General features: G+C 32.5%; 18 protein-coding genes and 4 tRNA genes. All 22 read left to right on the top strand.

Going from position 1 to position 20,326, the window contains the following annotated elements:
* Window positions 1–39 precede the first annotated feature (39 nt).
* The 22 genes from KQS_RS10725 (at window position 40) to KQS_RS10620 (ending at window position 20,272) form a co-directional block, all read left to right on the top strand.
* On the top strand, window positions 40–1,401 hold the full coding sequence (locus KQS_RS10725) for a pyridoxal-phosphate dependent enzyme (protein ID WP_014389207.1): 1,362 nt from the start codon (window positions 40–42) through the stop codon (window positions 1,399–1,401).
* A gap of 103 nt (window positions 1,402–1,504) precedes the next feature.
* Window positions 1,505–2,773 carry a DUF2851 family protein gene (locus tag KQS_RS10720; protein ID WP_014389206.1) on the top strand — a complete coding sequence of 423 codons (1,269 nt, stop codon included), beginning with the start codon at window positions 1,505–1,507 and terminating at the stop codon, window positions 2,771–2,773.
* Between the two features lie 29 nt (window positions 2,774–2,802).
* Window positions 2,803–3,021: a PspC domain-containing protein gene (locus KQS_RS10715; RefSeq protein WP_014389205.1), complete on the top strand. Its 219-nt coding sequence runs from the start codon at window positions 2,803–2,805 to the stop codon at window positions 3,019–3,021.
* Window position 3,022: 1 nt separating this feature from the next.
* Window positions 3,023–3,913 (top strand): ComEA family DNA-binding protein, encoded by an 891-nt coding sequence (locus KQS_RS10710; RefSeq protein WP_014389204.1) that lies wholly within the window; start codon window positions 3,023–3,025, stop codon window positions 3,911–3,913.
* Window positions 3,914–3,937: 24 nt separating this feature from the next.
* Complete coding sequence (locus KQS_RS10705) at window positions 3,938–5,104, top strand: acyl-CoA dehydrogenase family protein (protein WP_014389203.1); 1,167 nt, start codon at window positions 3,938–3,940, stop codon at window positions 5,102–5,104.
* Between the two features lie 121 nt (window positions 5,105–5,225).
* Window positions 5,226–5,420 (top strand): 30S ribosomal protein S21, encoded by a 195-nt coding sequence (gene rpsU, locus KQS_RS10700; protein WP_014389202.1) that lies wholly within the window; start codon window positions 5,226–5,228, stop codon window positions 5,418–5,420.
* Window positions 5,421–5,489: 69 nt separating this feature from the next.
* Window positions 5,490–6,383, top strand: a complete 894-nt coding sequence (locus KQS_RS10695; protein WP_014389201.1) for a tyrosine-type recombinase/integrase — start codon at window positions 5,490–5,492, stop codon at window positions 6,381–6,383.
* A gap of 31 nt (window positions 6,384–6,414) precedes the next feature.
* A complete protein-coding gene (gene hpf / locus KQS_RS10690; RefSeq protein WP_014389200.1) occupies window positions 6,415–6,717 on the top strand; it encodes a ribosome hibernation-promoting factor, HPF/YfiA family in 303 nt (100 codons plus the stop codon).
* Between the two features lie 88 nt (window positions 6,718–6,805).
* A tRNA-Thr gene (locus KQS_RS10685) sits at window positions 6,806–6,879 on the top strand.
* A gap of 29 nt (window positions 6,880–6,908) precedes the next feature.
* A tRNA-Tyr gene (locus tag KQS_RS10680) sits at window positions 6,909–6,989 on the top strand.
* A 71-nt stretch (window positions 6,990–7,060) separates the two neighbouring features.
* A tRNA-Thr gene (locus KQS_RS10675) sits at window positions 7,061–7,132 on the top strand.
* 58 nt (window positions 7,133–7,190) lie between these two features.
* Complete coding sequence (gene tuf, locus KQS_RS10670) at window positions 7,191–8,378, top strand: elongation factor Tu (RefSeq protein WP_014389199.1); 1,188 nt, start codon at window positions 7,191–7,193, stop codon at window positions 8,376–8,378.
* Between the two features lie 54 nt (window positions 8,379–8,432).
* Window positions 8,433–8,503, top strand: a tRNA-Trp gene (locus KQS_RS10665).
* Window positions 8,504–8,522: 19 nt separating this feature from the next.
* Entirely contained in the window at window positions 8,523–8,711 is a 189-nt protein-coding gene (secE, locus tag KQS_RS10660; protein WP_014389198.1) for a preprotein translocase subunit SecE, read from the top strand.
* A 6-nt stretch (window positions 8,712–8,717) separates the two neighbouring features.
* Window positions 8,718–9,269 carry a transcription termination/antitermination protein NusG gene (nusG, locus tag KQS_RS10655; RefSeq protein ID WP_014389197.1) on the top strand — a complete coding sequence of 184 codons (552 nt, stop codon included), beginning with the start codon at window positions 8,718–8,720 and terminating at the stop codon, window positions 9,267–9,269.
* A gap of 66 nt (window positions 9,270–9,335) precedes the next feature.
* Window positions 9,336–9,773, top strand: coding sequence for a 50S ribosomal protein L11 (rplK, locus tag KQS_RS10650; RefSeq protein WP_014389196.1), 438 nt, complete (start codon window positions 9,336–9,338; stop codon window positions 9,771–9,773).
* Between the two features lie 19 nt (window positions 9,774–9,792).
* Window positions 9,793–10,482: a 50S ribosomal protein L1 gene (gene rplA, locus KQS_RS10645; protein ID WP_014389195.1), complete on the top strand. Its 690-nt coding sequence runs from the start codon at window positions 9,793–9,795 to the stop codon at window positions 10,480–10,482.
* Window positions 10,483–10,504: 22 nt separating this feature from the next.
* Window positions 10,505–11,008 (top strand): 50S ribosomal protein L10, encoded by a 504-nt coding sequence (gene rplJ, locus KQS_RS10640; protein WP_014389194.1) that lies wholly within the window; start codon window positions 10,505–10,507, stop codon window positions 11,006–11,008.
* Between the two features lie 56 nt (window positions 11,009–11,064).
* Window positions 11,065–11,436 (top strand): 50S ribosomal protein L7/L12, encoded by a 372-nt coding sequence (rplL, locus tag KQS_RS10635; protein ID WP_014389193.1) that lies wholly within the window; start codon window positions 11,065–11,067, stop codon window positions 11,434–11,436.
* A 246-nt stretch (window positions 11,437–11,682) separates the two neighbouring features.
* Window positions 11,683–15,495: a DNA-directed RNA polymerase subunit beta gene (rpoB, locus tag KQS_RS10630; RefSeq protein ID WP_014389192.1), complete on the top strand. Its 3,813-nt coding sequence runs from the start codon at window positions 11,683–11,685 to the stop codon at window positions 15,493–15,495.
* A gap of 97 nt (window positions 15,496–15,592) precedes the next feature.
* Window positions 15,593–19,891: a DNA-directed RNA polymerase subunit beta' gene (gene rpoC / locus KQS_RS10625; RefSeq protein ID WP_014389191.1), complete on the top strand. Its 4,299-nt coding sequence runs from the start codon at window positions 15,593–15,595 to the stop codon at window positions 19,889–19,891.
* Window positions 19,892–19,963: 72 nt separating this feature from the next.
* On the top strand, window positions 19,964–20,272 hold the full coding sequence (locus tag KQS_RS10620) for a DUF3467 domain-containing protein (RefSeq protein ID WP_014389190.1): 309 nt from the start codon (window positions 19,964–19,966) through the stop codon (window positions 20,270–20,272).
* Window positions 20,273–20,326: the final 54 nt, after the last annotated feature.

Raw genomic sequence — 20,326 nt, 5'->3', positions numbered from 1 at the left:
TTATAAATGAAAATAAAATTATTGTTAAATTAGATAATAATGAAATACGCAAAAAATATCTTAGAAACTATTGGAAATACTCCATTAGTAAAATTAAATAAAATTACTGAAGGACTTGATTGTCTTGTTTTAGCAAAAGTAGAAACTTTTAATCCTGGAAATTCTGTTAAAGACAGAATGGCAGTTAAAATGATAGAAGATGCTGAAGCAGATGGTCGTTTAAAACCTGGAGGAACTATTATTGAAGGAACTTCTGGAAATACTGGAATGGGTTTAGCATTAGCAGCTATTGTAAAAGGATACAAACTTATTTGTGTAATTTCAGATAAACAGTCTAAAGAAAAAATGGATATTTTAAGAGCTGTAGGAGCTAAAGTAGTGGTTTGTCCTACGGATGTTGAACCAACAGATCCACGGTCTTATTATTCTGTTTCAAAGCGTTTGGCTGAAGAAACACCAAATGCTTGGTATGTAAATCAGTATGATAATCCAAGTAATGCAACAGCACATTATGAGCAAACAGGTCCGGAAATTTGGGAACAAACGGAAGGTAAAATTACACATTTTGTTGTTGGTGTTGGTACAGGTGGTACTATTTCTGGAGTAGCAAAATACTTAAAAGAAAAAAATCCAAATGTAAAATGTTGGGGTATTGATACTTACGGTTCTGTTTTTAAAAAATATCATGAAACGGGAATTTTTGATGAAAATGAAATTTACTCGTACATTACAGAAGGTATTGGCGAAGATATTTTACCTAAAAATGTCGATTTTTCATTAATTGATGGTTTTACTAAAGTAACTGATAAAGATGCTGCTGTTTTTACAAGAAAACTAGCATTGGAAGAAGGTATATTTGTTGGTAATTCTGCAGGTGCTGCTATTAAAGGTGTGCTACAATTAAAAGAACATTTTGGACCGGATGATGTAGTGGTGGTTTTATTCCATGACTCAGGAAGTAGATACGTTGGTAAAATGTTTAATGACGATTGGATGCGTGAGCGAGGTTTCTTAGATGAAGAAATCACTAAAGCTGAAGATTTGATTAAAGATCATAAAGATAAACCATTAGTTATTGTTCGTACAGAAGAATTAGTTTCACATGCTATAGAACGATTAAAAAAATATAAAATTTCTCAAATTCCAGTTATTGATACCACCGGATTTGTTGGTAGTGTTGATGAATCTGATTTATTTAGAAGTTATTTTGAAAATAAAGATATCGCTGATTTACCTATAAAAGAAGTAATGGGTAAACCATATCCTATTGTGAAAGCTACTGCCCCAATAGAAGAAGTTTCTAAATTAATTAGTAAAGACAATCAAGCGGTTCTAGTAGAATTAGAAAATGGTAAATTCCATATCATTACAAAACACGATATTATTAGTTCTATTAATTAATAAAGATTTTACGTTAAATAAATTTAAGTTGGTAGTCATTAGATTGCCAACTTTTTTTATATTTGTAAATAATATAGTATAAGCCAATAAAAATTTACATGCCATGAATGAAGATTATCTACACTATTTGTGGGTAAATAAGAAATTACCATTTACCCAATTACAAACTCATCAAAAAGAAAATTTAGAAATTCTAAATTTTGGTCAATATCTACAATTAGCTGGGCCAGATGTTTTTAATGCACAAATCCGTATTGATCAACAAATTTGGGCAGGAAATATCGAAATTCATGTAAAATCATCTGATTGGTATTTGCACCATCATGAAAAAGATAACGCATACGATAATGTTATTTTACATGTTGTATGGGAACATGATACGCCTGTTTTTAGAAAAGATAATACTGAAATTCCAACTTTAGAATTAAATAACTATATCAATCAAGAGGAGTTAATTAAATACAAAAATCTTTTAAAGCCCAAATCTTGGATAAAATGTGAAAATCAAATCACTGAAGTTGATACTTTTATTTGGGACAATTTTAAAGAAAAATTAATTTTAGAACGATTAGAACGAAAAGCAAATGAAATTTTAGTGCGGTTAAAAGAGACGTCGTTTGATTGGGAACAAGTTTTTTTTGAATTTTTAGCTAAAAATTTCGGTTTAAATACTAATGGAAATGCTTTTCTGTCCATGGCAAGAAATATTGGATTTACTATAATAAGAAAAGAAAGGGGAGAAGTTGAAAATCTTGAAGCATTATTTTTTGGGTGCTTGAATTTGTTGCAATCCAATTGTGATGATTTTTATTTTAGTAATCTGAAAAATAAATGGGAATATTATAAGCTAAAATATCAATTAACGGAGTTAAACGGAATTGAAGTTTCTTTTTTTAAACATAGGCCTGATAATTTTCCAACAATACGATTAGCACAATTAGCCCAGTTTCTTTTTTATAATAATTCGGTTTTTGATTCTATAATTACTTTTAAAAAGTTAGAGGACATTCAAAATATATTTAAAATAGCTCCTTCAATTTATTGGAATTCGCATTATAATTTTTGTAAATCTAATTCACATAAAATTAAAAAAATATCTTCAAATTTTACTAATTTAGTAGTTGTAAATACTATTATTCCATTTCGATTTTGTTATGAAAAAGAAAGAGGTAATTTTTCTTTTGAGGAATTGTTAGAATGGCTAAAACTAATGGATTTAGAAAAAAATTCAATAGTAGATAAATTTCAATATTTTAATATAAATCTAGCAAACTGTTATGATTCTCAGGCAGTATTGCAATTAAAAAATGAATATTGTAATCAAAATAAATGCTTGCAATGTGCTATAGGCTTGCATATTTTAAAAAAGTAAGTATCTTTATAAAAAATATAAGAAAAATCATGTATAAAATTTTACATTTTTTTGAAAAACACGGATTTTTTGTTGCTTCACGTTTAGCTGATCGTCTTGGAATGAGAGCAACACAAGTACGCTTGTTTTTTGTATATATCTCTTTTATAACCGTTGGCTTAGGTTTTGGACTTTATTTAACTTTAGCATTTTTGTTAAAATTGAAAGATATGGTTTATACTAAGCGTAGTTCTGTATTTGATTTGTAGTATGTCTGTAAAAATATTTAATTATATAAAATTTTCAAAAGGTCATCACTTAGGAATAGTAATCTTAATTGTTTTAATAATTTTTGCACAAGGATTACTATTTTATTTTAAGAATATTAATCAACAGAGTGGAATTTCAATTTCTAAAGAAGAAATTGCATGGTTGCAAACACAAAAACAAATAGATAGTTTAAAAATTGTTCAATTAGAAGAACAAGGGAAGATTTATCCGTTTAATCCCAATTTTATTTCAGATTATAAAGGTTATAAATATGGATTAACTTTAAGTCAAATTGATAAACTGCATAAATTTAGGGCTCAAAATAAGTATGTTAATTCTCCAGAAGAATTTCAGAAATTAACGGGGGTATCTAATTACTGGATGAAAAAATATGCTCCTTTTTTTAAATTTCCTGATTGGGTAACACAAAATAAAAAAAATAACCTGTACAAAAATTATCAATCGAATCCTTCTTTTGTAGAAAAGAAAATAGTTGTTAAAGATATTAATTTGGCAACAAAAGAAGATTTGGAATCGGTTTACATGATAGGTGAAAGAATGGCTCAAAAAATTCTCGATGAAAAAGAAAAATTTGGTGCTTTTGTTTCAATTGAACAAATTGGCTTTATTTGGGGAATCTCTCCTGATGCAATTACCGACTTAAATAAAAAATTTTATGTCAAATCTAATGTTGGATTGAAAAAAATTAAAATCAATGATTGTACTATAAAAGAGTTGGCTCAATTCCCCTATTTTAATTATACTATAGCAAAGAATATTGTGACTTATAGAAGTATGAATGACGGAATTAAAAATTTTGAAGATTTAACAAAAATTAAGCAATTTCCCGTTGAAAAATTAAAAATAATAGCCTTATATTTGGAATTCTAAAAAAATAACCAAATAAATTACTTTATGAGTTCATTATATTTTACTGAAGAACATGAATTATTCAGAAAAAGCTTAAGAGATTTTTTGCACAAAGAAGTTGTTCCACATATTGAAAAATGGGAAAAAACAGGTACCATTGAACGTTTTATTTGGAAGAAGTTTGGTGAGATGGGATTTTTTGGTATCAGATATCCCGAGGCTTATGGTGGAATGAATTTAGATTTGTTTTATACTGTAGTGTTTTTAGAAGAACTTCAAAAAATAAAATCGGCAGGTTTTGCGGCGGCAATGTGGGCACATTCTTATTTAGCTATGACACACTTAAATGCTGAAGGTGATGAAAGAATTAAACAGGAATACTTAGCGCCAAGTATAGCTGGAGAAAAAATTGGCGCTCTATGTATTACTGAACCATTTGGTGGAAGTGATGTGGCAGGTATGCGAACTAATGCAGTTAAGAATGGGGATAATTACGTGATTAATGGTTCTAAAACATTCATTACAAATGGTGTTTATGCAGACTATTATGTTGTAGCGGCTAAAACTGCTCCAGAGTTAGGTAATAAAGGAATTTCTATATTCTTAGTAGATACCAATACACCTGGAATTTCCGCAACTAAATTAGATAAGTTAGGTTGGAGAGCTTCTGATACGGCTGAAATTTCTTTTGATAATGTGGAAATACCTCTTGAAAATTTAATGGGAGAGGAAGGTAAAGGGTTTCATTATATTATGCAACATTTTGCTTTAGAACGTTTAATTATGGCAATTAATGCTCATGCAAGAGCAGAATATGCATTAGATTATACAATAGAGTACATGTCGCAACGTGAAGCTTTTGGTACGACTATCAATAAATTTCAAGCATTAAGACACACAATGGTAGAGCATGCTACAGAAATTGAACATTGTAAAATATTTAATTATGCTGCTGTGGCTCGTTTAGATAAGGGGGAATATGTAGTTAAAGAGGCTACTATGGCAAAATTGAAGTCGACAAAAGTTGCCGATCAAGCTATTTATGATTGTTTGCAAATGTTAGGAGGCTACGGTTATATGGAAGAATATCCATTGGCTCGTTTATTACGAGATAGTCGCTTAGGGCCAATTGGAGGTGGAACATCAGAAATTTTAAAAGAAATTCTGTCTAAAATGATTATTGATAATAAAGACTACAAACCAGCTGTGTAATTCTTGGAAAAGAAAAAAGTAAAAGTAAATTTAAATTATTGTCTTTTATTATAAAAAAAACTTTGATTGTAAAAAATAATTCATACTTTTGCACCCGTAAAAGAGAGGAGGTGTCTAGATTATGTTAATTATACCAATTAAAGACGGAGAAAATATCGATAGAGCATTAAAGCGCTATAAAAGAAAATTTGACAAAACTGGAACTGTTCGTCAGTTAAGAGCACGTCAAGCGTTCACTAAACCGTCAGTTACGAGAAGAGCTGAAATTCAAAAAGCACAGTACATCCAAAAATTAAGAGATTCTTTCGAAGGATAGTTCTTTTTTTTGAATAAAATATAAAACCGTTAGTAGACATTTTGTAAATTTGTCTCTAACGGTTTTTTTATGCGTACAAATTTTCAAGCCTATTGTGATTATTTAGAAAAAGAAAAAAAATATTCTAAACATACATTAAAAGCATATAGTGATGATGTTTTACTTTTTGAATCTTTTTTGAATGATTTTGATTCTGAATGTTCTCTTGAAAAAGTAAAATATACTCAAATTCGTTCATGGATTGTTTTTTTGTCTGATTCTGGTTTATTGGCTACTTCAATTAATAGAAAAATATCTTCTTTAAAATCGTTTTATAAATTTTTGCTTAAAACAAGACAGATTCATGAAAATCCTTTTTTAAAACATAAATCTTTAAAAGTGGCTAAAAAAATACAAATTCCTTTTTCTGAAAATGAAATTGACCAATTATTTGATGTGTATTTTTTGGATGATGATTTTGAATCGGTCAGAAATCGATTGATTGTTGAGTTGTTTTACACAACTGGTATACGAAGAGCGGAATTAATTCTGCTTAAAAATAGTTCCGTTGATTTTTTTTCAAAAACCATCAAAGTGCTTGGAAAGAGAAATAAAGAAAGGATTGTTCCGTTGCTTACTTCAACTATTGAATTGTTAAAGTTGTATATGTCTAAAAGAGAGAAACTTGAGGAAGTCAAAGAGGTTGATTTGTTAATTTTGTCAAAAAAAGGAAATAAAATAAGTGAAACATTTGTTTATCGTTTGATAAATGATTACTTTAGTAGTGTATCAGAAAAGGTAAAAAAAAGCCCTCACGTTCTTAGGCATACATTTGCAACACATTTGTTGAATAATGGTGCTGATTTAAATTCTGTAAAAGAACTACTTGGTCACGCAAGTTTGTCGTCAACTCAGATTTATACTCATAGTAGCTTGTCTGAATTAAAAAAAATATATCAAGACGCCCATCCGAGAAGCAAGTAGTGATTGTTTAATTTTTAAAACCTAAAAAAATATGAAAGTTAATGTTCATGCTGTTAATTTTAATGTTGACAAAAAATTAGTGAGTTTTATTGAAGAAAGATTAACTAAATTGGAAAAATTTTATGATAAAGTAGTAGCGTCGGATGTGTTTTTAAAAGTAGAAAACACAAGTGATAAAGAAAATAAAATAGTAGAATTAAAAATAAATGTTCCTGGTGATGAATTTATGGTTAAAAAAATCGGTAAATCATTTGAGGAAGCCACTGATTTAGCTGCCGAATCATTAGAAAGAGTGTTGGTAAAACGTAAAGAAAAAGTTAGGGCACATAGTTAATTGAAAAAAAAGTTTAAAAAAGTTTTGATTAATAAATAAAATCCATACATTTGCAGTCCGTTAGAAATAGCGGACTTTTTTTATAGTTGCCGGTGTAGCTCAGCTGGCTAGAGCAGCTGATTTGTAATCAGCAGGTCGTGGGTTCGAGTCCCTCCATCGGCTCTTTGAAATATTGAAAATAAAATTAAGGCGGGGAGATACTCAAGCGGCCAACGAGGGCAGACTGTAAATCTGCTGGGAAACCTTCGCAGGTTCGAATCCTGCTCTCCCCACAATTTTAAGAATTTAGAAAAAGAAATTTAGAGATTTCTGAATTTTGAATTCTAACTTCTGATTTACACTAGCCGGTGTAGCTCAGGGGTAGAGTGCTTCCTTGGTAAGGAAGAGGTCACGGGTTCAAATCCCGTCATTGGCTCAAGTTTGAAATAATTTTTTGAACACTAATATATAACTAAGATTAAAATTTTAAAATCATGGCAAAAGAAACATTTGATCGTTCGAAGCCCCATTTAAATATTGGTACTATCGGACACGTAGACCACGGGAAAACTACGTTAACTGCTGCAATCACTAAAGTATTAGCTGATGCTGGTTTATCTGAAGCAAAATCATTTGATCAAATTGATAATGCACCAGAAGAAAAAGAAAGAGGTATTACAATTAATACATCTCACGTTGAGTATTCAACAGCTAACCGTCACTATGCTCACGTTGACTGTCCAGGTCACGCGGATTACGTAAAGAACATGGTAACTGGTGCTGCGCAAATGGATGGAGCTATCTTAGTAGTTGCTGCTACTGATGGTCCAATGCCACAAACTCGTGAGCATATCTTATTAGGTCGTCAGGTTGGTGTGCCTAGAATGGTTGTATTCATGAACAAAGTTGACATGGTTGATGATGCTGAATTATTAGAGTTAGTAGAAATGGAAATCAGAGATTTATTATCTTTCTATCAGTATGATGGTGATAATGGTCCTGTAGTTCAAGGTTCTGCTTTAGGAGCTTTAAATGGAGATCCAAAATGGGTTGCTACTGTTATGGAATTAATGGAAGCGGTTGATAACTGGATTGAGTTACCAGCTCGTGATGTTGATAAGCCATTCTTAATGCCAGTTGAAGATGTATTTACAATTACAGGTCGTGGTACTGTTGCTACAGGACGTATCGAAACTGGAGTTGCTAATACAGGTGATGCTGTTGAAATCATTGGTATGGGAGCTGATAAATTAACTTCTACAATTACAGGGGTTGAGATGTTCCGTAAAATCTTAGATAGAGGTGAAGCTGGTGATAACGTTGGTTTATTATTAAGAGGTATTGATAAAGCAGATATCAAAAGAGGTATGGTAATCTGTAAACCAGGTTCAGTAAAACCACATGCTAAATTCAAAGCTGAGGTTTATATCTTGAAAAAAGAAGAAGGTGGACGTCACACTCCATTCCACAATAACTACCGTCCACAGTTCTACGTTCGTACAACTGACGTAACTGGTACTATTTCGTTACCAGCTGGAAGAGACATGGTTATGCCAGGTGATAACTTAACTATTGAAGTGGAATTATTATCTGCAATCGCTTTATCAGTAGGTTTACGTTTTGCTGTTCGTGAAGGTGGTAGAACAGTAGGTGCTGGTCAGGTAACAGAAATTTTAGACTAATTAATAGTCAATTTATATAACTGTGTCGTTAAACGACGACACAGTTTTTAATAAACGAGCGTAGTTCAAGGGCAGAATAGTGGTCTCCAAAACCATTGATGGGGGTTCGAATCCCTCCGCTCGTGCAAAATAAAGTAAAAGATCATGTTAAAATATTTTTCTGAAGCTTTCGAAGAATTAAAGTCTAATGTAACTTGGCCTACTTGGGACGAAGTTCAAAAGTATACTATTATAGTTGCGTTATTCTCAGTTATTTTTGCTTTAGCAACTTGGGGTGTAGATGTGTCTTTTACTAAGATACTAAATGGTTTCTTTAATTTATTAAAAGGTTAATTTATAATGGCTGATAATAACGTAAAGAAGTGGTATGTTGTAAGAGCTGTTAGCGGACAAGAAAACAAAGTTAAGGCTTATATTGAGCAAGAAATTAACAGAGTTGGAATGGCTGACTATATTTCTCAAGTACTTGTTCCTACTGAAAAAGTAGTTCAGGTTAGAGATGGTAAAAAAATATCAAAAGAAAGAGTTTATTTTCCTGGTTATGTTATGATTGAGGCTAACTTAACTGGTGAAATTCCTCATATTATTAAATCAATAACTGGGGTAATCGGATTTTTAGGTGAAACTAAAGGTGGTGATGCGGTTCCGTTAAGACAGGCTGAAGTTAATAGAATGTTAGGTAAGGTTGATGAATTATCAATCAAAACTGAGAATGTTAATATACCTTATTCTGTTGGTGAAACTGTTAAGGTTATTGATGGTCCTTTCAATGGATTTAATGGTTCTATTGAAAAAGTAAACGAAGAAAAGCGTAAGCTTGAGGTTATGGTTAAAATTTTCGGTAGAAAAACACCATTAGAATTGAGTTTTATGCAAGTTGAAAAAGTATAAATATTAGTTACAAATATATTCACATCAATCGCTTCCAATTGATAGATGTGCTAAATTTTTTTAAAAATGGCAAAAGAAGTTAGTAAAGTAGTTAAACTACAAGTTAAGGGAGGTGCTGCGAATCCGTCGCCACCGGTTGGACCTGCTTTGGGGGCTGCTGGGGTTAACATCATGGAGTTCTGTAAGCAGTTTAATGCAAGAACACAAGATAAACCTGGCAAAGTTTTACCAGTACAAATTACTGTGTATAAAGACAAGTCTTTCGACTTTGTTGTTAAAACGCCACCTGCTGCAATTCAATTATTAGAGGCAGCTAAATTAAAGTCTGGTTCGGGTCAGCCAAATCGTAAAAAGGTTGCAAGTGTTACTTGGGATCAAATTAAAGCTATCGCTGAAGATAAAATGGCTGATTTAAATGCTTTTACATTAGAAAAAGCAATGAGTATGATCGCTGGTACAGCAAGATCTATGGGTATTACTGTAACAGGAGACGCTCCTTTTTAATCTTTAAAAAGAATTAGACATGGCAAAATTGACAAAAAAGCAAAAAGTGGCTGCATCAAAAATTGAGAAGAATAAACTTTATACTTTAAGAGAAGCTTCTGCTTTGATTAAAGATGTTGCTTCTGCTAAATTTGATGAGTCTGTTGATATCGCAGTACGTTTAGGTGTAGATCCTAGAAAAGCGAATCAAATGGTTAGAGGTGTAGTAACATTACCTCATGGAACAGGAAAAGATGTAAGAGTATTAGCTCTTGTAACTCCAGATAAAGAAGCTGAAGCTAAAGCTGCTGGTGCAGATCACGTAGGTTTAGATGACTATTTACAAAAAATTAAAGACGGTTGGACGGATATTGATGTAATCATTACTATGCCAGCTGTTATGGGTAAATTAGGTCCATTAGGTCGTGTTTTAGGTCCAAGAGGTTTAATGCCAAATCCTAAAACAGGTACTGTAACTATGGATGTTGCTAAAGCTGTTCAAGAAGTAAAAGCTGGTAAAATTGACTTTAAAGTTGATAAAACTGGTATCGTTCATGCTGGTATTGGAAAAGTTTCTTTCGATGCAGATAAGATCTATGACAATGCACATGAAATTGTTCAAACATTAATCAAATTAAAACCAACTGCAGCTAAAGGTACTTACATTAAGTCTATTCACTTATCAAGTACACAAAGTCCTGCTATTGCTTTAGATCCTAAAGCGGTATAATTGGTAGTTAAAAATATTTAGTATGACTAGAGAAGAAAAATCAATTGCTATTGAAGATTTAACTGCACAGTTAGCAGATGCAAATATTGTATATTTAGCTGACATTTCAGGTTTAGATGCAGGTACAACTTCAGATTTAAGAAGAGCTTGTTTTAAAGCAGGTATCAAATTAGAAGTTGTTAAAAATACATTATTAGAGAAAGCTATGGAAGCTTCTGCTAATGAGTATGGTGAATTACCAACAACTTTAAAAGGTAATACTTCAATTTTAATTGCTGATGTAGCAAATGCTCCAGCAAAAATTATTAAAGAGTTCCGTAAAAAAGGTGAAAAACCTGTTTTAAAAGGAGCTTATATTAACCAAGAAATCTATATCGGTGACAACTTGTTAGATAGCTTAGTTGCAATCAAATCTAAAGAAGAAGTTATTGGAGATATCATTGGATTACTTCAATCTCCTGCTAAACGCATCATTTCTGCTTTATTAAATAATGCAGAATCAAAAGGTGAAGAAGCAGCAGAATAATCGCAAACGCACTTATAAATTATAATATTTTTTAAAACACATTAAAGATAGAAAAAATGGCAGATTTAAAACAATTCGCAGAACAATTAGTTAACTTAACAGTTAAAGAAGTTAACGAGTTAGCAACAATATTAAAAGATGAGTATGGTATCGAGCCTGCTGCTGCAGCTGTAGTTGTAGCTGGTGGTGGTGATGCTGGTGCTGGTGCTGCTGAGCAAACTGAGTTTACAGTAGTATTAAAAGATGCTGGTGCTTCTAAATTAGGTGTAGTTAAAGCTGTTAAAGAATTAACTGGATTAGGATTAAAAGAAGCTAAAGATTTAGTTGATGCTGCTCCAACAAATGTTAAAGAAGGTGTTTCTAAAGACGAAGCTGAAGGTCTTAAGAAAGCATTAGAAGAAGCAGGAGCTGTAGTTGAGTTAAAATAATTAACTTATCAGATAAAGCTAGGTTTAGACCTTGAGATATTCTCTCAAAGGTCTAAACCATTTTGCGTATATTAAAATTTATGTTTTATTAGAGCAAAAAATAAGTAACCATTAACGAAGAAAGAAATTAATCTTGCTTTCCTGGTTTTTTTTAAAAGATGTTATGGTTATTACAAAGGAAGTAGAAATAATCAGTGTAGTATACACAAAAAATTACTTTTTTTCAAATCAAAATTTTGTCCATTGATGATTGCTAATCAGACTGAAAGAATCAATTTTGCCTCAACGAAAAATATCCCTAATTATCCGGATTTTCTTGATATTCAAGTTAAATCATTTAGAGACTTTTTCCAATTAGAAACCAAATCTGATGAGAGAGGTAACGAGGGTCTTTACAACACCTTCATGGAAAATTTTCCAATAACTGATACTAGAAATCAATTCGTATTAGAATTTCTAGATTATTTTATTGACCCTCCTAGATATACTATCGAAGAATGTATCGATAGAGGTTTAACATATAGTGTGCCTTTAAAAGCTCGTTTAAAATTATATTGTACTGATCCTGAACATGAAGATTTTGAAACTATTGTTCAAGATGTTTATTTAGGTACTATTCCATATATGACACCTAGTGGTACTTTTGTTATCAACGGTGCAGAACGTGTTGTAGTTTCTCAATTACATAGATCTCCAGGGGTGTTCTTCGGACAATCTTTCCACGCTAATGGAACTAAATTATATTCAGCAAGAATTATTCCTTTTAAAGGTTCTTGGATTGAATTTGCTACTGATATCAATAACGTAATGTATGCGTACATTGATAGAAAGAAAAAGTTACCTGTTACAACTCTTTTTAGAGCTATTGGCTTTGAAAGAGATAAAGATATTCTTGAAATATTTGACCTTGCAGAGGAAATAAAAGTTTCAAAAACTGGAATTAAAAAATATATCGGTAGAAGACTTGCTGCTCGTGTTTTAAATACTTGGCATGAAGATTTCGTAGATGAAGATACTGGAGAAGTAGTTTCTATCGAACGTAATGAAATTATTTTAGATCGTGACACTATCTTAGATAAAGATAATGTTGAAGAAATTATTGAAGCAGATGTAAAATCAATTTTATTACACAAAGAGGATAATAATCAAGCTGATTTTGCTATTATCCACAATACATTGCAAAAAGACCCTACTAATTCTGAAAAAGAAGCTGTAGAACATATATATAGACAATTACGTAATGCAGAACCACCTGATGAGGAAACTGCTCGTGGTATTATTGATAAATTATTCTTCTCAGACCAACGTTATAATTTAGGTGATGTAGGTCGTTACAGAATGAATAAAAAGTTAGGCTTAGATATTCCAATGGATAAACAAGTTTTAACTAAAGAAGATATTATCACTATCGTAAAATATTTAATTGAATTAATTAATTCAAAAGCTGAAATCGATGATATCGACCACTTATCTAACCGTCGTGTTAGAACAGTAGGAGAGCAATTGTCGGCTCAGTTTGGTGTTGGTTTAGCGCGTATGGCTCGTACAATTCGTGAAAGAATGAATGTGCGTGATAACGAGGTGTTTACTCCAATTGATTTGATTAATGCAAAAACATTATCTTCAGTAATTAACTCGTTCTTTGGTACAAATCAGTTGTCTCAATTTATGGATCAAACCAATCCTTTAGCTGAGATTACACATAAACGTCGTTTATCTGCGTTAGGACCTGGTGGTTTATCAAGAGAAAGAGCTGGTTTCGAGGTTCGTGACGTTCACTACACGCATTATGGTCGTTTATGTCCTATTGAAACACCAGAGGGACCAAACATTGGTTTGATTTCTTCTTTAGGTGTTTATGCTAAAGTAAACGGAATGGGATTCATTGAAACCCCATATAGAAAAGTAGAAAACGGTAAAGTAGATTTAACTTCTGAACCTATCTATTTAAGTGCTGAAGAGGAGGAAGGTAAATTAATTGCTCAAGCAAATATTGAAATGAGCAATGAAGGAACAATTACAGCTGATAAAGTAATTGCTCGTGAAGAAGGTGACTTCCCAGTAGTTGATCCTACAGCGGTTCATTATACTGACGTGGCACCAAACCAGATCGCTTCTATCTCAGCTTCATTAATTCCATTCTTAGAGCATGATGACGCGAACCGTGCGTTGATGGGATCTAACATGATGCGTCAAGCCGTTCCTTTATTAAGACCTCAAGCGCCAATTGTTGGTACTGGATTAGAAAGACAAGTAGCTTCTGATTCAAGGGTGTTAATCAATGCTGAAGGTTCTGGTGTAGTTACTTATGTTGATGCAAATGAAATCACAATTAAGTACGATAGAACTGAAGAAGAAAGAATGGTAAGTTTTGATACTGATGAAAAAACATACCAATTAATTAAATTTAGAAAAACCAATCAAAGTACAACTATTAACTTAAAACCTATTGTTAGAAAAGGGGATAAAGTAGTTAAAGGTCAGGTACTTTGTGAAGGATATGCAACTCAAAATGGAGAGTTAGCTTTAGGTAGAAATTTACAAGTAGCCTTCATGCCTTGGAAAGGGTATAATTTCGAGGATGCTATTGTAATTTCTGAAAAGGTGGTTCGTGATGATATCTTTACATCAATCCACGTAGATGATTATTCTCTAGAAGTTAGAGATACAAAATTAGGTAACGAAGAGTTAACTAATGATATTCCAAACGTTTCTGAAGAAGCTACTAAAGATTTAGATGAAAACGGTATGATCAGAATTGGAGCTGAAGTTAAACCTGGTGATATCTTAATTGGTAAAATCACACCAAAAGGGGAATCAGATCCAACTCCAGAAGAAAAATTATTACGTGCTATCTTTGGTGATAAAGCAGGTGATGTGAAAGATGCGTCTTTAAAAGCTTCTCCTTCTTTACATGGTGTAGTTTTAGATAAAAAATTATTTGCTAAAGCGGTTAAAGATAAACGTAAACGTTCTAAAGATAAAGAAGATTTAGATAAACTTGAAATGGAGTTCGAGGTGAAATTCGTTGAACTTAAAGACAGATTGATCGATAAATTATTCTTAATCGTAGACGGAAAAACATCGCAAGGTGTCTTAAATGATTTAGGTGAAGAAGTATTGCCAAAAGGTAAAAAATTCACTAAGAAAATGTTACAAGGTGTTGAAGATTTTGCACACTTAACAAAAGGTCAATGGACAACAGATGATCATACAAATGAATTAATCAATGATTTAGTACACAACTATAAAATCAAATTAAATGATTTACAAGGTGTATTAAGAAGAGAGAAATTCACAATTACTGTTGGGGACGAATTACCATCAGGTATCTTAAAATTAGCTAAAGTTTACATCGCTAAAAAACGTAAACTAAGAGTAGGTGATAAGATGGCAGGTCGTCACGGTAACAAAGGTATTGTAGCTAAAATTGTTCGTCAAGAGGATATGCCATTCTTAGAAGATGGAACACCAGTAGATATCGTATTGAATCCACTTGGGGTACCTTCACGTATGAACATTGGTCAGATTTATGAAACAGTATTAGGATGGGCTGGATTAAAAACAGGTAAAAAGTTTGCAACTCCAATTTTTGATGGTGCAACTTTAGACCAAATTAATGCCTTAACAGACGAAGCTGGAATCCCAAGATTTGGTCATACTTATTTATATGATGGAGGAACAGGAGAGCGTTTCCACCAACCGGCTACAGTAGGTGTAATTTATATGCTTAAGTTAGGTCACATGGTTGATGATAAAATGCACGCACGTTCTATTGGTCCATACTCATTAATTACGCAACAACCATTAGGAGGTAAAGCTCAGTTCGGAGGTCAGCGTTTTGGAGAGATGGAGGTTTGGGCTCTTGAAGCTTATGGTGCTTCTAGTACTTTAAGAGAGATATTAACGGTAAAATCTGATGATGTAACTGGTAGAGCAAAAACTTACGAAGCAATCGTTAAAGGAGAAACTATGCCAGAGCCAGGATTACCTGAATCATTCAATGTATTAATGCATGAATTAAAAGGTCTTGGATTAGACATTAGATTAGAAGAATAAATTAGTTTATGAAATCAGTTGTCTTATTTAAATGGCAACTGATTTCAAAACAAAAAAATTTACAATTGAATTTTAATAAATCGATAGTATTCATATCATGACAAAATTAAAAGATAAAAATACCGTTAAAAGATTTAACAGAATCACAATAGGTTTGGCTTCTCCAGAATCAATCTTGGCAGAATCAAGAGGTGAAGTTTTAAAGCCTGAAACAATCAACTATCGTACGCATAAACCAGAGCGTGATGGTCTTTTCTGTGAAAGAATTTTTGGTCCAGTTAAAGATTACGAATGTGCTTGTGGTAAATATAAAAGAATTCGCTACAAAGGAATCGTATGTGACCGTTGTGGTGTAGAAGTTACAGAGAAAAAAGTTAGAAGAGATAGAGTAGGTCACATTAATTTAGTGGTGCCTATTGCTCATATTTGGTACTTCCGTTCATTACCTAACAAAATCGGTTACTTATTAGGCTTGCCTTCTAAGAAATTAGATATGATTATCTACTATGAAAGATATGTAGTTATTCAACCAGGTATTGCTAAAGGGCCAGATGGAGAATCTTTAAATGCATTAGATTTCTTAACTGAAGAAGAATATTTAAATATTGCTGATTCATTACCAATGGAAAATCAATATTTAGATGATAACGATCCTAATAAATTCATCGCTAAAATGGGTGCTGAATGTATTATGGATTTACTAGCTCGTACCGATTTAGATGACTTGTCATATAAATTACGTCACGCTGCTAATAATGAGACTTCTAAGCAAAGAAAAACGGAAGCTTTAAAGCGTTTAAATGTTGTTGAATCATTCCGTGAGGCTAACAAAAACAGAGAAAATCTACCTGAATGGATGATTTTAAAAGTAATCCCGGTTATTCCACCTGAATTACGTCCGTTAGTGCCACTTGATGGAGGTCGTTTTGCAACTTCAGATTTAAATGACTTATATAGAAGAGTTATTATACGTAATAACCGTCTAAAACGTTTAATGGAAATTAAAGCTCCTGAAGTAATCTTACGTAATGAAAAACGTATGTTACAAGAAGCAGTTGATTCATTATTCGATAATACAAGAAAAGCTTCTGCAGTTAAAACAGAATCAAATAGACCATTAAAATCTTTATCAGATTCATTAAAAGGTAAACAAGGACGTTTCCGTCAAAACTTATTAGGTAAACGTGTGGATTATTCTGCTCGTTCGGTAATTGTTGTTGGACCAGAAATGAAAATGTATGAGTGTGGTCTTCCAAAAGATATGGCTGCAGAATTGTACAAACCATTCGTTATTCGTAAATTAATCGAAAGAGGAATTGTTAAAACAGTTAAGTCGGCTAAGAAAATTATCGATAAAAAAGAGCCAGTAGTATGGGATATCTTAGAAAATGTAATCAAAGGACATCCAGTATTACTAAACCGTGCTCCTACACTTCACAGATTAGGTATTCAAGCATTCCAACCTAAATTAATTGAAGGAAAAGCAATCCAGTTACACCCATTGACATGTACGGCTTTCAACGCCGATTTCGATGGTGACCAGATGGCGGTTCACTTACCTTTAGGACCTGAAGCAATCTTAGAAGCTCAATTGTTAATGTTAGCTTCTCACAATATCTTAAACCCTGCAAATGGTGCTCCTATTACAGTACCTTCTCAGGACATGGTATTGGGTCTATATTACATGACTAAAGAAAGATTGTCTACACCTGAATATCCTATTAAAGGTGAAGGTTTAACATTCTATTCAGTTGAAGAAGTTCACATTGCTTTAAATGAAGGACGTTTAGACTTAAATGCTCGTGTTAAAGTAAGAACAAAAGACTTCAACGAAGAAGGAGAATTAGTTTATAAAGTTATTCAAACAACTGCAGGTAGAGTATTATTTAATGAAGTAGTACCTGAAGCAGCTGGATATATTAACGAGGTTTTAACTAAAAAATCTTTAAGAGATATTATTGGTAAAATCTTGGCTGTAACTGATGTTCCTACAACGGCTGCTTTCCTTGATAATATTAAGGATATGGGGTATAAATTTGCTTTCAAAGGTGGTTTATCATTCAGCTTAGGTGATATTAAAGTTCCAGATGAAAAAGAGCCTTTAATTGCTAGTGCAAGAGAAGAAGTAGATGCAATTACAATGAACTATAACATGGGTCTTATTACAAATAATGAGCGTTATAATCAGGTAATTGACGTTTGGACTTCTGCTAATGCAAAATTAACAGAGTATGCCATGAAAAACATTAGAGAAGACCAACAAGGATTCAACTCTGTGTATATGATGCTTGACTCTGGAGCAAGGGGTTCAAAAGAACAGATCCGTCAGTTAACAGGTATGCGTGGATTGATGGCTAAGCCTAAAAAATCTACTGCTGCTGGAGGTGAAATTATTGAAAATCCGATTTTATCAAACTTTAAAGAAGGTTTATCAATCTTAGAATACTTCATCTCAACACACGGTGCTCGTAAAGGTCTTGCCGATACGGCCTTGAAAACTGCCGATGCTGGATATTTAACGAGAAGATTACATGACGTATCTCAAGATGTTATCATTAATTCAGTAGATTGTGGTACATTGAGAGGAATTGAAGTAACTGCATTGAAGAAAAACGAAGAAATCGTTGAGTCTTTAGGAGAAAGAATTTTAGGTCGTGTGGCTTTACAAGATGTTGTTAATCCTTTAGATTCTGAAATTTTAGTTCATGCAGGTGAAGAAATTACAGAAGCAATTGTTAAGAAAATTGAAGGTTCTCCAGTTGAAAAAGTGGAAGTTCGTTCGGCATTAACATGTGAAGCTACAAAAGGTATTTGTGCTAAATGTTATGGTAGAAACTTAGCAACTGGTAAAATGGCTCAAAAAGGTGAAGCTGTTGGAGTTATTGCTGCACAGTCAATTGGTGAGCCAGGTACACAGTTAACACTTCGTACGTTCCACGTTGGAGGGGTTGCTGGAGGTATCTCAGAAGATTCTAGTATTGTTGCTCGTTTTGGAGGTAGATTAGAAATTGAAGATTTAAAAACAGTTAAAGGTGAAGATGCAGAAGGAAATACAATTGATATTGTTATTTCTCGTTCAACAGAATTAAAATTAGTTGATGCTAAAACTGGAATTGTTTTAAATACGCATAATATACCTTACGGTTCAACTATTTATGTAAATGATGGTGATGTGGTTGAAAAAGGAGCTACAATCTGTAAATGGGATCCTTATAATGGTGTAATTGTATCTGAATTTACAGGTAAAGTAGGTTACGAAGATATCGAACAAGGACAATCGTTCTTAGTAGAAATTGACGAACAAACTGGTTTCCAAGAAAAAGTAATTTCTGAAGCACGTAATAAAAAATTAATTCCAACCTTACATATTTATGGTAAAGATGGTGAATTAATTAGATCGTATAACTTACCAGTAGGTGCCCACTTAATGGTTGATGACGGTGAAAAAATTAAAGCAGGTAAAGTTTTAGTTAAAATTCCACGTCGTTCTTCTAAAGCAGGTGATATTACAGGAGGTTTACCAAGAATTACAGAGTTGTTAGAAGCGCGTAATCCTTCTAATCCAGCTGTAGTTTCTGAGATTGATGGTGTAGTTACTTTTGGTAAAGTGAAGAGAGGTAATAGAGAGTTATCTATTGAGTCTAAATTTGGTGAAGTGAAGAAATATTTAGTTAAACTTTCTAACCAAATCTTAGTTCAAGAAAATGACTTTGTTAGAGCTGGAATGCCATTATCAGACGGAGCAATCACTCCAGATGATATCTTAAGAATTCAAGGTCCTTCTGCTGTACAACAATACTTAGTAAACGAAATTCAAGAAGTATATCGTTTACAAGGGGTAAAAATCAACGACAAACACTTTGAAGTTGTGATTCGTCAAATGATGAGAAAAGTACAAATCCAAGATCCAGGAGATACTTTATTCTTAGAAGATCAATTAGTTCATACAAGTGACTTTATTGTTGAAAACGATAAATTATATGGAATGAAAGTAATTGAAGATGCTGGCGATTCTACTAATTTAAAACCTGGTCAAATAGTTTCTCCTAGAGAATTAAGAGATGAAAACTCATTGTTAAAACGTGAAGATAAAAATTTAGTAGTTGCAAGAGATGTTGTTCCTGCAACGGCTACTCCAATTCTTCAAGGTATTACAAGAGCTTCATTACAAACTAAGTCGTTTATATCTGCGGCTTCGTTCCAGGAAACTACTAAAGTGTTAAATGAAGCAGCAGTTGCTGGTAAAATTGATACTCTAGAAGGATTGAAAGAAAACGTTATTGTTGGTCACAGAATCCCTGCAGGTACAGGTATGAGAGATTATGATAACATTCTTGTAGGTTCAAAAGATGAATACAGCGAATTAATGGCTGCAAAAGAAGAGTTCAATTACTAAGAATTCTTATATTTGATAAATAATTTAAAACCTAACAGTTTATACTGTTAGGTTTTTTTAAATCATATACAAATGGAAAATAATAATCAAGAAGGACAATTAAATATTGAATTAGATGAAAAAACGGCTGAAGGTATTTATTCTAATTTAGCTATTATTAATCATTCAAATACTGAGTTTGTTTTAGATTTTATCAGTATCATGCCCGGTGTGCCAAAAGCAAAAGTTAAATCGAGAATAGTGTTAACGCCTCAACATGCAAAAAGATTGTTGGGAGCATTACATGAAAATATTAAACGTTTTGAAAATCAACACGGTGAAATCAAGGAAACTGAACAACCTAATATTCCACTAAATTTTGGTCCAACAGGTCAGGCATAATTTATAAAAGCTCTTTTTAAGGGCTTTTATGTTTTATATCGTTATTAAAATACA

The organism is Flavobacterium indicum GPTSA100-9 = DSM 17447 (assembly GCF_000455605.1).
Lineage (GTDB): Bacteria > Bacteroidota > Bacteroidia > Flavobacteriales > Flavobacteriaceae > Flavobacterium > Flavobacterium indicum.
This window is presented reverse-complemented; position numbering and strand designations above follow the sequence as displayed.

What these genes read in the sequence shown, in the direction of transcription:
- nusG (WP_014389197.1), top strand. Translation starts at nt 8,718, where the DNA reads ATGGCTGATAATAACGTAAAGAAGTGGTATGTTGTAAGAGCTGTTAGC.
- KQS_RS10695 (WP_014389201.1), top strand. Translation starts at nt 5,490, where the DNA reads ATGCGTACAAATTTTCAAGCCTATTGTGATTATTTAGAAAAAGAAAAA.
- KQS_RS10725 (WP_014389207.1), top strand. Translation starts at nt 40, where the DNA reads ATGAAATACGCAAAAAATATCTTAGAAACTATTGGAAATACTCCATTA.
- KQS_RS10720 (WP_014389206.1), top strand. Translation starts at nt 1,505, where the DNA reads ATGAATGAAGATTATCTACACTATTTGTGGGTAAATAAGAAATTACCA.
- rplK (WP_014389196.1), top strand. Translation starts at nt 9,336, where the DNA reads ATGGCAAAAGAAGTTAGTAAAGTAGTTAAACTACAAGTTAAGGGAGGT.
- KQS_RS10705 (WP_014389203.1), top strand. Translation starts at nt 3,938, where the DNA reads ATGAGTTCATTATATTTTACTGAAGAACATGAATTATTCAGAAAAAGC.
- KQS_RS10710 (WP_014389204.1), top strand. Translation starts at nt 3,023, where the DNA reads ATGTCTGTAAAAATATTTAATTATATAAAATTTTCAAAAGGTCATCAC.
- tuf (WP_014389199.1), top strand. Translation starts at nt 7,191, where the DNA reads ATGGCAAAAGAAACATTTGATCGTTCGAAGCCCCATTTAAATATTGGT.
- rpoC (WP_014389191.1), top strand. Translation starts at nt 15,593, where the DNA reads ATGACAAAATTAAAAGATAAAAATACCGTTAAAAGATTTAACAGAATC.
- hpf (WP_014389200.1), top strand. Translation starts at nt 6,415, where the DNA reads ATGAAAGTTAATGTTCATGCTGTTAATTTTAATGTTGACAAAAAATTA.
- secE (WP_014389198.1), top strand. Translation starts at nt 8,523, where the DNA reads ATGTTAAAATATTTTTCTGAAGCTTTCGAAGAATTAAAGTCTAATGTA.
- KQS_RS10715 (WP_014389205.1), top strand. Translation starts at nt 2,803, where the DNA reads ATGTATAAAATTTTACATTTTTTTGAAAAACACGGATTTTTTGTTGCT.
- rplL (WP_014389193.1), top strand. Translation starts at nt 11,065, where the DNA reads ATGGCAGATTTAAAACAATTCGCAGAACAATTAGTTAACTTAACAGTT.
- rplA (WP_014389195.1), top strand. Translation starts at nt 9,793, where the DNA reads ATGGCAAAATTGACAAAAAAGCAAAAAGTGGCTGCATCAAAAATTGAG.
- rplJ (WP_014389194.1), top strand. Translation starts at nt 10,505, where the DNA reads ATGACTAGAGAAGAAAAATCAATTGCTATTGAAGATTTAACTGCACAG.
- rpoB (WP_014389192.1), top strand. Translation starts at nt 11,683, where the DNA reads ATGATTGCTAATCAGACTGAAAGAATCAATTTTGCCTCAACGAAAAAT.
- KQS_RS10620 (WP_014389190.1), top strand. Translation starts at nt 19,964, where the DNA reads ATGGAAAATAATAATCAAGAAGGACAATTAAATATTGAATTAGATGAA.
- rpsU (WP_014389202.1), top strand. Translation starts at nt 5,226, where the DNA reads ATGTTAATTATACCAATTAAAGACGGAGAAAATATCGATAGAGCATTA.